The sequence below is a fragment of the Thermogemmatispora onikobensis genome, assembly GCF_001748285.1.
GTDB lineage: Bacteria > Chloroflexota > Ktedonobacteria > Ktedonobacterales > Ktedonobacteraceae > Thermogemmatispora > Thermogemmatispora onikobensis.
On the sequence record NZ_BDGT01000019.1, the window covers coordinates 1 to 14,193 of the forward strand.

General features: G+C 62.6%; 10 protein-coding genes. 3 read left to right on the forward strand and 7 right to left on the reverse strand.

All coding sequences use genetic code 11. The annotated features are described in order from the left end of the window. The 3 genes from BGC09_RS22540 to BGC09_RS10150 all read right to left on the reverse strand — a co-directional run. Positions 1 to 2,544 (reverse strand): CHAT domain-containing protein (locus BGC09_RS22540; RefSeq protein WP_069803892.1); only part of this gene is annotated, 2,544 nt, incomplete at its 3' end. 292 nt (positions 2,545 to 2,836) lie between these two features. Further along, a complete protein-coding gene (locus BGC09_RS10145) occupies positions 2,837 to 3,775 on the reverse strand; it encodes an anti-sigma factor family protein (RefSeq protein WP_069803893.1) in 939 nt (312 codons plus the stop codon). Positions 3,776 to 4,246: 471 nt separating this feature from the next. Then, complete coding sequence (locus tag BGC09_RS10150; protein ID WP_069803894.1) at positions 4,247 to 5,038, reverse strand: RNA polymerase sigma factor; 792 nt, start codon at positions 5,036 to 5,038, stop codon at positions 4,247 to 4,249. Between the two features lie 372 nt (positions 5,039 to 5,410). Here BGC09_RS10150 and BGC09_RS10155 point away from each other — a divergent pair, with 372 nt between their 5' ends. The 3 genes from BGC09_RS10155 to BGC09_RS10165 all read left to right on the forward strand — a co-directional run bounded on the left by BGC09_RS10155 (position 5,411) and on the right by BGC09_RS10165 (position 8,873). Further along, entirely contained in the window at positions 5,411 to 6,235 is an 825-nt protein-coding gene (locus BGC09_RS10155; protein ID WP_084658358.1) for a DUF4388 domain-containing protein, read from the forward strand. 318 nt (positions 6,236 to 6,553) lie between these two features. Continuing rightward, a complete protein-coding gene (locus BGC09_RS10160) occupies positions 6,554 to 8,071 on the forward strand; it encodes a cache domain-containing protein (protein WP_069803896.1) in 1,518 nt (505 codons plus the stop codon). Between the two features lie 130 nt (positions 8,072 to 8,201). Further along, entirely contained in the window at positions 8,202 to 8,873 is a 672-nt protein-coding gene (locus tag BGC09_RS10165) for a hypothetical protein (RefSeq protein ID WP_069803897.1), read from the forward strand. 18 nt (positions 8,874 to 8,891) lie between these two features. Here BGC09_RS10165 and BGC09_RS10170 read toward each other — a convergent pair whose 3' ends face one another. The 4 genes from BGC09_RS10170 to BGC09_RS10185 form a co-directional block, all read right to left on the reverse strand. Beyond that, on the reverse strand, positions 8,892 to 9,653 hold the full coding sequence (locus BGC09_RS10170) for an ABC transporter permease (RefSeq protein WP_069803898.1): 762 nt from the start codon (positions 9,651 to 9,653) through the stop codon (positions 8,892 to 8,894). Between the two features lie 5 nt (positions 9,654 to 9,658). Then, complete coding sequence (locus BGC09_RS10175; RefSeq protein ID WP_069803899.1) at positions 9,659 to 10,678, reverse strand: ABC transporter ATP-binding protein; 1,020 nt, start codon at positions 10,676 to 10,678, stop codon at positions 9,659 to 9,661. Between the two features lie 68 nt (positions 10,679 to 10,746). Continuing rightward, a complete protein-coding gene (locus tag BGC09_RS10180) occupies positions 10,747 to 11,358 on the reverse strand; it encodes a TetR family transcriptional regulator (RefSeq protein ID WP_069803900.1) in 612 nt (203 codons plus the stop codon). 136 nt (positions 11,359 to 11,494) lie between these two features. Beyond that, entirely contained in the window at positions 11,495 to 13,966 is a 2,472-nt protein-coding gene (locus BGC09_RS10185) for an aldehyde dehydrogenase family protein (protein ID WP_069803901.1), read from the reverse strand. Positions 13,967 to 14,193: the final 227 nt, after the last annotated feature.

The following is a 14,193-nucleotide window of genomic DNA, read 5'->3' on the forward strand; positions in this document are numbered from 1 at the left end:
CGGCGCCAGGGGACCATCCTCCAGCAGGCGCTCACAGGCGGCCTTTTCATCAAGATAGCAGGGAGCGCCCAACAAACGGGCTACGGCCTGAGCCTCGCTCACCGCCCACGGCAGGCGTCCGCGATCGGAGAGGCCCAGCACCAGTGCCTGGCGCAATGCCTGACGGCTGGTCCTCCGGCGCTGACCGCGGCGTCGGCAGACCTCCAGCAGTTCCAGCGACGGCAGATATGAGACCGCCACCCGCTCTACCAGGAACTGCACACCGTCGAAAAGGCAGTGGAACGGCAGATAGTGCAGCAGGCCATAGGGAACCACCAGCAGGCGCTCACAGGAGTAGAGGGCCGGAAGCACCGGATCTAGCAGGAGATGATAGAGCTTTTGCAATAGGCCCAGACAGTTCTCTTGTAGCTCCTCCAGCTCGGGGATCGCCTGCTCAACAGGGCCCGCCGCCGCCTGTCCTGCCAGATCGAGGTTCAGGCGCCAGAGCGCATAGAGGCGCTCTAGCTCAGCCAAGGCTCCGCGCAGGCGGCGCCAGCGCAAGTGGCCCTCCGCCAGCGAAAAGACATAGAGATCCTCCCCAGCCAGATAGTACTCCAGCACCACGGTACGCGGTTCCAGGGCACCTTGCAGCTCCGCCAGGCGCGCCAGCCAACCTTCCTCCGCCTTTTCCGCCGTCCGTGAGGGCCGTGTGCTGCCCACGGCTGGCAGCCCGAGCTGTTCCAGCAAACGCTCGATCTGTCGCTCGCGCCGGCGCATCTCCTGACGAGCGTGCGCCGGGTCCAGCGCGCGCAGGCGCATAATAGCAGTATCGCTCAGATCAATCGCCTGCTCAGTTCCATAGACAAGCGAACTGAACCAGGCCTGCTCTTCACGCAGGCGCGCCAGCTCTTCCAGCAGCGCCTCCACCTCTGGCTGCCCCGACCGCTCGACGTGGACCCGAATCTCAACTGTATTGCGCAGATAGTCGCCGAGCACCCGCGACTTGGCCCGCTCGACGTAGCCCAAAGCCTGGGCCCCCTCTCCACGGCGCAAGGCCAGGCGGACCGCTCTCTCATAAAGCGTTCGCTTATCTTCCAGAAAGCTGGCGCGCGCATCAAAGACCAGGCGCCCCTGAATCTCTTCGATCCCCCGAACCGCCCGCGCATAGGCCCGAGCAGCCTCATCCAGGGCTCCGCGTCGTTCCGCCAGCTGACCGCGTAAATCTTCACAGCGATAGACCAGCTCCAGCAGACCCTGCTCGTCTGCCATCCTCAGCGCCTGAGCGCAGAGGGAATCAGCCAATGCCTCGTCGCCGCGGCTCATGGCAATCTGGGCCTGCAACAAGAGGGCCCGCGCCAACTGGGGCAAGGCCGCCTGTCTGGAGAAGGCCGTCGCTGCCAGGCGCACCGCTGCCAGGCTCTCCTCCAGCCGTCCGCTGGCAAACAAGAGTTCCGCCTGCAAGAGTGCCAGCGAGGCCGCCGGCACCTCCAGGCCACTAGCCTCCAAGAGCGTGCGCGCCTGCGCACAGAGAGTTTCCGCACGCAGCAGCTCCTGCATTGCCAGCGCCGCCTGTGCCTGCCACATCAAAGCCAGCGCCAGGTGATGGCGCCCACGACCGCCAGGAACCGTGCGGAAAAAAACAGCCGCCTTCTCCGCCAGCTCAGCCGCCTCCTGAACCCGATTCAGGCGGAGCAGGCAATAACAGGTCTCGCAGGCCACCTCAGCGGCAGCCAGCTCCAGCCCATGCCGCAGAAAAGTCGCCCGACTGCGCTCAAAGAGGGCAAGCGCGCGACTAAAATGGCCCTGAGCCGCATAGATCTGGGCCATATTCAGCTCCTGACGCGCGACCGCCAGCTCCTGACCGCGATAGGTGGCGAAGACGGCCCGGGCCTGCTCATGCAGCGCCAGGGCCTGGCGGAGCTGCCCCAGAGCGGCCAGCGTCACCGCCTTATTGGCCCAGGCACGAGCCAGAGGCAACTCGACCCCCTCACCGTGACGGCGATAGGCCTCGATGGCCCGTTCAAAAAGACCAAGGGCCTGGTCGTAGTGACCAAGCTCATAGTGGACGATGGCCGCAGTGGCATCCATCTGACCAACTCGCAACCAATTGCCCTGCCGAAGAAAGATCGCTCGCGCCGCCGCTGCGTCCTGCAGGGCCTCCTGGAAGCGGCCCAGCTGGAGACAGACTGCAATCCGTCCACTGCGCGTGCGTGCCCAGCCGAGCTGATCGTTGCAGACCAGAAATTCGGCTCCAGCTGCATCGAAATTCCTCAGCGCCTCCTCATCACGTTCCAGGCGCCGCAGGGCCTCGGCTCGGGTCAGCAAGCCAAGCCCCCGATAGTCGCGCCTCCCCGTGCATTCACCAATCAGCAGCAGATGAGCAGCCAGGCGCAATGAAAGCTGCGGATCATCATGCCAGCGTCGGTCGGCCTCCCGCTTCAGCCACATCACCAGACGACCCAGGGCTTCCGGGTCCAGCGAGGGAAGCCCCTCCCTCAGCAAGCGCTGGCCCTCTTTCTCGTCCGCCCTCAAGAGCAGCTCAGCGAGCAGTTCCCAGTGTGCCATCACAGAACGTCCCATTCTTGGACCAGGCCGATCTCAATCATCAAGGCTCACAGTGAGCAAAACAACAGAAGGAAGAAATGAAAGAAACCCAAGATAGATGAGAGGGGGAAAGGTTAATAGCGAGCCCGAGCCAACGCCCCCCTTTCATCCTCTCCTTCATTCAGTCAGCCAGATTCCAAACGTTTGGAGGGCCAGAAAATCACGCAGCAGGAGCCAGGGGAAGCGAAAGGAGAGAGGTCGCTGAGCAAAGGCCGCCGACAGAAGCAGGTGGTGGAGAGCGAGCACGACCACGCTACTCTGGGGCTGCGAGCTGCAGCGACTCAATGACCACGATGCCTTCTGGGAACTGCAATTCGAGAGTATAGGTCTCCGGGGCCAGAGAGGAGAAGAGGAAATTGCCCAACTCATCGATTCTACCAGAGCGCACAGCTCCCGAAGCGGCGGTCAGGCGCACCGGTGTCCCCTGGAGGGCCTCCAGAGCCATGCCCTTGCGCGTCACAAAGCCGATCAGCTCCAGGCCATCCTGGCGCGAAGAGCCGTGTTCTACATGGAGAGAAATGCTAAAATCCTCAGCGCTATAGCGCCGCGGCCAGAGGGTCCCAGCCTGTTCGGCCTGGGCCAGGTCGCGCTGGTAGGCCAGGCGCGGCTGAGGAGCCAGCAAGGTAGCCACAATGCGGCGCACGCCGGCAGCCATCTGCTCGCCCAGCGATGGGCGGCCCGTGCGAGCGGAGGCCAGGGGATGGGTTTGAGGAGAAGGGCCATCATCCAGGGGCCAGGAAGAAGGCCAGGGCAGCGCCTCCTCCATCTCAGTCTCAGCTGGCGTCTCTTCTTCCTGCTCCAGAGCCAGCGAGGCAGCCAGCTCCAATTCGGCGAGGTCCAGCTCAGAGAGTGGGGAAGCCTCCGCCAGCCGAGTCTCGGAGGCCAGAAAATGGGAGAGGACCGCCAGCTCCGCCGCACAATGCTGGCAAGTGGCCAGATGGAAACGCACCGCCACAGCGACCTCCTTGTTGAGCAGGCCGAGATAATACTCGCCGAGCACCTGAGCCGGGGGACAATCCCAACGATAGAGCGACTGAAGCAAAGTTAACTCAAGGCGGCGATAGCTCTCCACCCGGGTTGCACAGGTGGGGCAAGTAGCCAGGTGCTCCAGCACAGCAGGTCGCACCTCCTCGCCGGCCAGATAGGCAAGCATCTCTTCGTCGCTGATAGCACCCCGTTGACGACATTCCATGAGCGTTTCCTCTGACTGAACTGGATAAGACTGACTGGCAGCGGCATCACCCAGCTCTCCTGACCGAGAGCTCCGCACCTCCACCCAGGCCCTCAGCTCACAGGAGCAGCGAGACCGAAGCAGCCATCCGCTTTCTTTCTTTCTTTCTTTCTTTCCTGCTTCTTCCCTCAATCTGGTTTGAGCAACCAGCACAGAACCGACCGGCGTCAGAAGTTGGGAGGTAGGCCGTCTGCCTGTCTGCTTTCCTGTCTTCACCACCAATAAACGGCTACCCTTGCGATTTTAACGCCTTTGGCAGCTGCCTGCAAGAGCAAGGCAGGGAAGTTGTTCCTCACTCCGCGAGTCCCTCGGGGCCCCGCTGCGCTCACTGTATCTCACCGCGCCTCACCAGGCACCTCGTCGACCTTCGCAGGCACTAGCGTCTGCCTGTGAACGGCAAGAGTGAAGGAAGAGGGGCCAGGCTAACCGGCGCTAACCCTGGCTGCCCTTCATGAGAGCCTGCAAGCGGCGATTGCGACGGAGGCGATCGAGCATATTGCGCTTCAGGCGATAGACATCGTTCACCGAAGGGAAGAGATGCTGAAAGCGCAGACAGATCTCTGAAGGTTTCAAGCCCTGAACATAGGCCAGATAGATCAGCATGCGCTCCTCCTCGCTATGCAACTCTTCCAGGATCACCTGCCAGAGATCCTGAGCCGAGAGCTGAGCCACCACCTCCTCGGCGGGATCGGCGACCGCCGGCTCGTGCTCCAGAGCCTCCAGCGTCTGCTCAAGCTGCTGGAGCTGTTGCGCACGCCCCTCATCGGTCACCACACTGTGCACACACATCTTAAGATACTTCAAGAGAGCGGCCAGGGTCTCGAACTGCTGGACACGGCTCGGAGTCAGTGCCTGGGCAAACTTCGCAAAGACCAGATTCACCAGCGACTGGCCCCCATCATGCACCAGCAAAGGGGAGGCTGCCGGATGCTGATGTACCCAACTCAAGACCAGGGGGGCATACTGCTGATAGAGGCAGGCCCAGGCCTCTTCATCGCGCAGCATCAAGGCCCGACGGAACAGCTCCAGACAGTAGCGATCGTCGGCGCGCTTCTGCTTCAGAAAGCGGCTCGTCTCCTCGGCACAGGCTCGCGCCAGAGCGGGAACCGACCATTGCCCCAAAGGTAACAGGCGCTCATCCGCCTCTGGCCGGGCCGCAGCGCCGCTCGTGACCTCCGGTTGCGAGCCGATCTCGCCATGAGAAGAAGAGCCGGGAGACTCCATAAGCAGACGCTCCTCCCTGAGTGCAGGCCGTAGTGAGCGCTCACCAGCCCCAACCAGCTACCAAGCCTGGCTGGCTGCGTGCAAACGCTCTTGCAGTATAGCATCAGCCGCGGCGGCTGGCAAGCCCGAGCTGCTCCCTCCTGCCCGCCAGTCTGCGGGCATCCGTACTACCCGTACGCCTCTCTACCCCCCCCCAGCGGCCCGCCTCCTGTCCTCTCTTGTCCCTCTTGTTTCTCTATACCAATTCAGTACCTTCAAGACTGACCTGGCCTTCCCCGAAATACCAACCATGCAGATTTTATCACAGCAGGCACCTGGAACAGAAACAGCCCCTGACGTGCTAAGAAAGATATCCCAGAAGATGCGCCGGGGATGGTACATTTACCTTGCCTATGCTATCATAGATTGACGGTTGCTGCCGACATTCGTCTCAACGGGGAGCGGAGAGCGGCCATCATCGGGCAGAGCGAGGCACCCATGCCACAGCAACGACAGACAGTCACTAATCGGCTCGCCGACGTGATCGAGGTCGTTCAGTTAGGACGTAAGACGGGCCTGCTGACGGTCGAGCGTGGGGAAGGCACAGCATTGGAAGAGGGTGCCATCACTTTTGTGCATGGACAGCCTGTGCAGGCACGACTCGGGCCACATAGCGGCGTCGAAGCCCTCAGACGCTTGAAGCTCTGGGGTCCTTGTCGCTTTGCTTTCGTACCTTTCAGCCCTCCTTCATCCCCACTCCCACCTTTGCTCGATGGGCACGCTACTCCCGGCTCACTGCCGGCTCTCCCGCAGCGCCAGGGGACCGATCCGCGCTTGCGCCGGATGCCCGCTTCCCCACCTTCAGGCCCGCTCGGCTCGCTGCCCTTTCCCAAAACGGGCACAGGCCCTGCTACGGGCCCACGGGCAACCCCTCCGCTGCCCCCGCGCCAGACCGAGCCTAGCCCGGACAGGTGGGTGCCCCTGCCCGGCAGCGGGATGTTCTCCCGCGCCCCAAGCCGCGTGCCGCTCTACGGCGACGCCTTGCAGCGCCTGGAACAGCTCGGCTTCTCACGTGCCCATCGCCGGCTCTACTTGCTGATCGATGGCACCCGCACACCCGCCGAGCTGGCCCGCCTGATGGGCCGCAGCGAGGATGAAGTCCTGCGCCTGCTCGCCGATCTGGAGCATGCCGGCTTCGTGGCCCCTTCTTCGTCGTAATTCATTCATTCAAGGATGAATACCTGTTAATAATAAATAATAGGCATCTTTTTCGACAAGAGAGAGGATCTGGCGCCCAACAAGCGCCAACCCTGGCCTCCCTCCCTCGGCCCAGCCTGGCAGCCAGACCTTGCTTCGCCAGTCGCAACGCCAGGGACCTTGTGTAATAGCTCGCCTCCGCCTGGACCGGCGGAGGTCGAGGCCGCGACAGGCCAGGTCTCTTCATCCAGTAGGACGCTGCCAGCATCAGTATGTCAGTGCCAGTAGACCGGGGCGCCGCTGGCCGCCCCCTGGATACCAAAGGACGGGTTTTCTCCCATGCGTGATCAAGCGATATCGTCATATCGCCGGCGGGGCCTCTCCCTGACCGCGCGCGTCTCTTTGCTCCTGGTTTTTGTCGCCATCGTTCCGCTGCTCATCACCATCGTCGTCAGCCAGTTCATCTCTCTTCCTGCGCTGACTACGCAGGCCCGCACCTCTCTGGATACCGATTCCAGCGAGCGCGTGCAGCTGATCAGTAACTACCTGAATGAACGCCTGCTTGATGCCGAGACCCTCGTCCAGGTCCCCTCGGTGATCCAGTTCTTGCTCGCTCCTCCCGCCCAGCGCGAAGATCCGAACTTCAGCGTTCATTCACTCTACGCTCTCCAGGCGGGAATCAATCGCGATAACCGCTATGTGCTTTGGTGTCTCTTTGATGCTCAAGGCCACCTGGTACAGTACTGGCCGACGAACGTCCATCCGCAGAACCGCGGCCAGTCCCTCGTGCCTCTCCCCTACCTGCGGCGCGTCGACGCCAACCAGCTCTTTATCTCCGGCGTCTACTACGACAGCGCCCACAATAAGGCTTCGGTCGATATTTACGCTCCCATCACCTATCAGAAGCATGTGATCGGTTTTCTACGCGCTTCGTTGAATATCGATTTTATCTGGGACACGGTCAACAGTGAGACCGGCGCCAATGGGCCGGGCAGCTATGCTTTCTTGCTCGACGAGCGCGGGGTGCGCATCGCTGATCCCAATCCCGCACGCCGCTTCAAGGCTGTGGCCCCTCTCGCGGCCCAAGAGATGCAGGATATCAAGACTGAGGGCCTCTATGGCCTGCAGGGCGATCAGGACAGCCTGCCGCTGCTGGCCGACAGCACGCTGGCCCAGTCGCTGCATAGTAGCCAGACCTCTTCTTCCTTCGAGGCTACTCCTGCCAGCGAGCACGAGCCGTACGAGATTCTGCGCCACAAGATGACGGTTGTTCCCTGGACCTACTATGTGCTGAGCCCGGTCAGCACGGTGACGGCAGTGGTGAATAACCAGATGGTGAGCACTATTGTGATCGCGGCGGCCATGCTCTTGCTGGCCTCCTTTGTTGGCCTCTGGCTCGGACAGCGCATCACGCAGCCGATTCTGCGCTCGGTTGACCACCTGCGCCGCAGCAGTGAGTCGCTGCAAACGCTGGCGGCCAAGCAGCAGAGTTCGTCGAGCGAACAGCAGTGGGTGATCGATTCCGCCCAGGTGGGTCTGCAATCGGTGCAGTATTATACGGATGCGAGCAATGTGGCCGCACGTCAGTTGACCTCAATGGTGACGGAGCTGCTCCAGCGCTGGCCTCAGCTTGATGCTCGCACGGCCCAGCGAGCCTTGCAGGAGATGGCTACTACGGCGCGCTATATTGAGCAGGCCATCCAGTATCAGGAGACGAGCAACCAGAAGCTGGCAACGGCGATTAAGGTGACAACGCAGGTGAGCGAGCAGCTCGCGGCAGGCGCGACGTCGGCGACGAGCGCCGCCGAGCAGCTGGAGCAGGTGGTGCGCCAGCTCCGCCGCGTGGTTGGCCGCTAGCTGCCCGCGCTTTCTTCTTGGAGTTCGCAGGGCAATAGCTCAACGAGAGAGCAGTGGCAGGACGGTGCCGCGTCCGCGCGCGCATCGTCCTGTCGTTTTGTGAGCGCATGACGATGGAGGGTGTGGAATCATGTCCATCCAGTTTAGAGGAGAGCAGGCCGGCGAGCTGGTGCCGCTTGGTCCTATTGTACGCCTCCAGGTGCAGACGGCTCCGCTGAAGGTCGCCGGGGGCGAGGAAGGGCTGCGCTACGATCCCGCTCCGCTGCGGTCAGTGGCCCAGCTCTGGCTGTCTGTGGATGGCGTTTTCGCCCTACTGCCAGATGGCAGCCGCCTGCTCGATGTCCACCATCGAGCCTATCCGCGTTCACGCAATCGCAGCGGTAAGAATGGCGTGTCACTAGGCTTTACAGCCCATTACCAGGCGATGCGCACCCGCTTCGGGGAGCATGTGACGGACGGCTGCGCCGGCGAGAATATTTTGATCGCTACTGAGCAGCCGCTGCGCCTGGAGCAGATCGAGCATGGACTCCTGATTGTGAGAGCCTCTAGAGCACAGCCAGTCGCGCTGACCCGGCTGCGCGTGGCGACGCCTTGTCTGGAGTTTACGCGCTTTGCTCTGGGTCCAGAGGCCTGGTTTGCCTCTTCGCCGGAGCTGAAGGCGGCCCTGCAGTTTCTGGACCGGGGTCAGCGCGGCTTCTATGCAACCTGCCTTTCAGAGGAGGCGGTGGCTATCTCCTGCGGCGACCAGGTCTTTGCTTTGCCAGCCCCGGGAACGGGACGGGCAGAGGCCGCCGCAGGGTGAATAGAACAGGTCCGCTGCTTAGGCGACCGCCCGCTTGAGAGAGCACAGACCCCAGAAGAGGGCCAGGAGCGCGAAGGCGCCGGCACAAAGGTAGCCCTGCCAGACGGCTACGTCACCTAGCCTACCCAGGAAGAGGGCCCGCGCCCCATCCACAACATAGGCAAAGGGATTGAAGTGGGCTATCGCCCGCAATGGAGGGGGTGCCAGCGTCAGGGGCAGTAAGACGCCCGAGAGCAGCAGAAGCGGGACACTGACCATGTTGAGCAGGGACGAGAGGGCCTCAGCACTGCGCAAGAGAAAGGCCAGGGCATAGGAGCAGGCCGCCAGGCCCAGACCTAGCAGAACAAGCAGCAGGAGCGCCAGTAAGAGGCTACCAGGAGAGACTCGCAGCCCGAGCGGTAGGGCAATGAGACAGATCAGCAGCACCTGGATGAGCAGGGTCATTATGTCGAGCAGCACGCGGCTGAGCAAGAGAGCCGCCCGCGGTATAGGCGTAACAAGCAGACGCTCAATGAAGCCGCCCTGCAGTTCGACCACAAGCCCAAAGCCAACATAGCCTGTCCCAAAGAGGGCCATCATGACCAGGAGTCCAGGAACGTAGAAGGTCATGGCTTCTCCCGCCGCTATGGCCGGGATGCCGCTGAGGTTCTGCAGCAAGGGCGCAAAGAGGAGGAGATAACACAGCGGCTGAAAGAGGCCAAAGATGACCCAGATAGGATGACGCCAGGTCTGCCGGGCCTGGCGCAGCCAGAGATACCATACACTAGAGAAGAGAGACATGCTGCTCACTTTCCTTTCCAGGCGAAGGCAGACCAGGCACCAGGGCTGGCTGCCTCAGCCTGGGCCTTCTTCAGAGAGCGACCGGTATAGCGGTAGAAGACGTCATCCAACGAGGGCCGTTCCAGAACCAGACTGCTGACGGTCAGACCAGCCTCTTCTAACAGACGTAGCACAGCAGGAAGGGCGCTTTCCCCATGCTCAACAGAGAGGCGGAGCTGCTCGCTGTCTTCCTGGTGAACAGCCCGGACAAAGGGGCAGGTGCCCAGAAGATCGCTCGCTTGCTGTCTGACGTTGGCCGATGCAGATGGCGCCAGGGTGAGGATGAGGGTCTCACCTGCGCTCTCTTGCTTGAGCCGGGTAGGACTGCCATCAGCGATGATGCTCCCCTTATCGATGATCGCCACGCGCGTGCAGAGCTGATCAGCCTCGTCAAGATAGTGGGTGGTCAGAACGATGGTGGCCCCCTGCGCTCGCAGACCGCTCAGACAGTCCCAGAGCTGCCGCCGACTGACTGGATCAAGACCAAGGCTCGGTTCATCGAGCAGGAGCAGAGGAGGACGATGCACCAGGCCCAGCGCCAGATCGAGACGCCGACGCTGGCCGCCCGAGAGGGAGCTGACTGGCCTGCCGGCCAGGTCATTCAGCTCCAGCTGCTCTAACACTTCGCTCACCCGCCGCCACGCTGCTTGGCCTCGCAGGCCATACAGATGGACTTGCAAGAGGAGGTCTTGAAAAACTGTTGCCTGGATATCCGTACCTCCTTGTTGACCGATATAGCCGAGAGCACGGCGAACGCGCTCCGGGTGACGCCGCGGATCGGCTCCGGCAATGGTCACGCTTCCCCGGTCCGGCTGGAGCAAGGTGGCCAGTATCCGCAGCAGGGTGGTCTTGCCCGCCCCGTTCGGCCCAAGAAGACCAAAACATTCCCCCTCCGAGACGCTCAGAGAGAGACCCCGCAGGGCTTCAACGCTGCGACCTCGCCAGCGATAGCTTTTCCAGAGGTTGCTGACTCTGATGAGAGACATCGCTGTGCCTTCTCCTTTCGCTTTTATATACATACCGAATGTATGTATACGAGTTAAAAAAAACTGGCTCAGGAACGACGCAGGCCGCGAATGAAGATCTCGACGGCCTCGGTAGCGTAGGCACGCAGAGAAAAGGCGCTGGGATTGAGAAGCCAGAGGCTACTCAGGCCAACAATCAGGCTGTAGGCGGCGGTGGCCGCCTGCTCGGGAACGACCTCGGCGCGAATCTCGCCGGCCTCACGGGCGCGGCGCAGTAGAGCGGCAAAGTGGGCAATGCTGGCCTGAACAGCCTGCACCTTTTCCTCGATGCCGCTCTGCAGCTCGGGTAGCATACCTGTGCGCATAGTAGTTAGCTCCAACATAGCTCGAAAGTCGGCATCCTCTTCAGGGTAGCTGAGCCAGGCCAGCAGGATTGCTCGTAGCGTCTCCAGCGGGGCGCTGTCGCGCCGATAAAGCGGCAGCAGCTTGCGCGCGGCCCGCTCGTACTGCTCGCGCACCAGGGTATTGAACAGATCGGCCTTGCTGCCAAAATGCCACTGGATGGCTCCACGTGTGGTCCCGGCCCGGCGCGCAACTTCCTCTAGAGTAGTGGCCGCATAGCCGTGTTCCAGAAAACAGCTCAGGGCTGCCCGGAGCAGCTGCTCACGTGTCTGGGCCGCCGCTTCCCGCGTTCTCCTCATCGCTCGCTCCCTCTCACCTCTCTAAATACATACATACCACATGTATGTATTCTTGTCAAGGGAAAAGCTAGAGCTGATCAGCAAGCTGCCAGGTGAGACACCGCCGCCGCCGCTCAGCGTGAGCGGCGGCACCACTTTATTCGCCATAGGGTACCCAGATATTTTTGACCTGGGTCGCCTCGCGCAGAAACTCCTCGCCCTCGCCCTGGACGGGGTCGAGCCAATCGCGCGGATGGCCATAGTTGACCCAGGTACGCTTCATATTGCTGGCCGCGGCCAGCTCAACGCGCTTGCAGCCCTCGGCGCTGCCGAAGTACCAGACCGCCTCGACATCCTCGTGTTCGGCCAGGACCTGAACGAGCGGCTCGCGTTCGCCGGTGACGATATTGATGGCCCCGGCAGGCACATCGGAGGTCTCGAAGACCTGGTAGCAGTCGGTGGCGCTCAGTGGAGCCTGTGGCGAAGGGATCACCACCAGTGTATTACCCATCGCCAGCGCGGGGGCCGCCAGCGAGAGGAAGCCCAGCAGCGGAAACTCATCGGGGCAGGCCATGCCGATGACTCCTACTGGCTCACGCACGGCCAGGACCATCCCACGCAACGGTGGGCGGTGAATGCTGCCCTCGAACTTGTCGCACCAGGCGGCATAGCTGAAGAGGCGCGCGATGGCAGCCTGCACTTCTGCTGCGGCATCTGCATAGGGGCGGCCTGTCTGCTGGACCAGACGCAGAGCAAACTCTTGCTCGCGTGCGGCCAGGTTCTCAGCAATGTAGAAGAGGACCTGGGCCCGCTGGTGGGGAGAGGCTCCGCTCCAGGCGCGCGCCTTGTGGGCTGCCTCGACGGCATTGCGGATGTCCTTGCGGTTGCCAGCACCAACCTGGCCGATGATCATGCCCTGGGGATCGCGCACCGGCAGGCTGTAGCCGCTATCGGGGCGGACCTGCCTGCCGCCGATGAAGAGCTTGGGGGTGCGATCGATCGGCGGGATGCGCCCCGCCAGATCAGCAAAGACCTCGCTGCCGGCCAGAGCCACGCCATTGCTACCATGCTCAGCATGGCCGTTACCGCTATGGGCCTTGCTCTCGCCACTCGCCGAGGTCTCGGCCAGCCCACGGCGGCGCCCCGAGCGGGCCGCGGCGCCTTCCCAGCGAGGACGGACATACTCATAGAGGCCCTCCTTGCCACCCTCGCGTCCAAAGCCGCTCTCGCGATAGCCGCCGAAGCCACAGGCTGCGTCGAAGAGGTTGGTGGCGTTGATCCAGACGGTGCCCGCCTCTAAGCGTGCAGCCACCTCGAGGGCCAGGTTGATATTCTCGCTCCAGACGCTGGCCGCCAGACCATAGCGCGTGTTGTTGGCCAGCGTCACCGCTTCCTCCGGTGTACGGAAGGTCATGGCAACAAGCACGGGACCAAAGATCTCAACCTGGGCAATGGTCATGGCCGGAGCCACATTGGTGAAGAGGGTCGGCGGGAAGAAATAGCCCTCGCGTGGGCAGGCTGTCGACGGCTGCCAGAGCTGGGCCCCTTCTTCGACCCCGCGCTCGACCAGGCGGCGGATCTCGCGCAGCTGGGCCTCCGAGACGATCGCTCCGATATCGATGGCCTTATCCAGCGGATCGCCAACGCGCAGCTTTTCCATGCGCGCTCGCACCTTGGCGAGCAGGCGATCGGCGATGCTCTCCTGGACCAACAGGCGCGAGCCAGCGCAGCAGACCTGACCCTGGTTAAACCAGATGGCATCGACGACGCCTTCGACCACGCTGTCCAGGTCAGCGTCCTCAAAGACCACGAAAGGCGATTTGCCGCCCAGCTCTAGCGAGAGGCGCTTGCCAGAGCCGGCGGTCGCCCGGCGAATGGCACGACCTACCTCGGTAGAGCCGGTGAAGGCGATCTTGTTGACGTCGGGATGACGCACCAGAGCCTCGCCAACCTGCCCAGCCTCGCCGGTCACAATGTTGACAACCCCTGGCGGCAGACCAACCTCTTCGACAATCTCGGCGAATTTCATGGCCGTCAGGGGAGTGTAGCGCGCCGGCTTGAGGACGACTGTATTGCCCATTGCCAGGGCTGGCGCTACTTTCCAGGCCAGCATGAGCAGGGGGAAGTTCCAGGGAATGATCTGCCCCACGACCCCTAGCGGCTCGTAGCCAGCCAGCTCGCTCTCCATGAGCTGGGCCCAACCAGCATGATAGTAGAAATGGCGCGCAACCAGCGGAATATCGATGTCGCGCGTCTCGCGAATTGGCTTCCCATTATCCAGCGTCTCCAGAACCGCGAGCAGACGCGCATGCTTCTGTATATGGCGGGCAATGGCATAGAGGTAGCGCGCCCGCACATGGCCGGGGGTCTTGCTCCAGCTCGGGAAAGCCCGCCGCGCCGCGGCTACCGCGGCATCGACATCGGCAGCGTTGCCCGCGGCGACTCGCGCCAGAACTTTGCCCGTGGCCGGATTGATGGTCTCCAGATACTGACCGCTGGCCGGCTTGACCCGGCGATTGTTGATGAACAGGTCAAAGGGCTGGTGCTGGGCCAGCCACTGCAGGGCAGGCTCTGCCGTCTCGGGCGCCGGCCCATACTCCATTGATTCGAACAGCTCTAAGATACTCATAGCAGTGATGCGCCCCCTCCCTCAACGTCTCGCAAGAGAGCCGACGACAGGCCATCGGCACGGGCTATTGTATCCCGCCTCGCACCCCGGCGGCAAGTCCCCAGAAGTCCCCAGCTCACCACACCAGCCCGTCCCCCCACAGCAGGCGCACGGGCAGTCAAACGCGGCTAAGATGACGACGGCAGCCTCGCGCCTCTTCTCTTCAGACCATGTTCACAGAGGGTAGA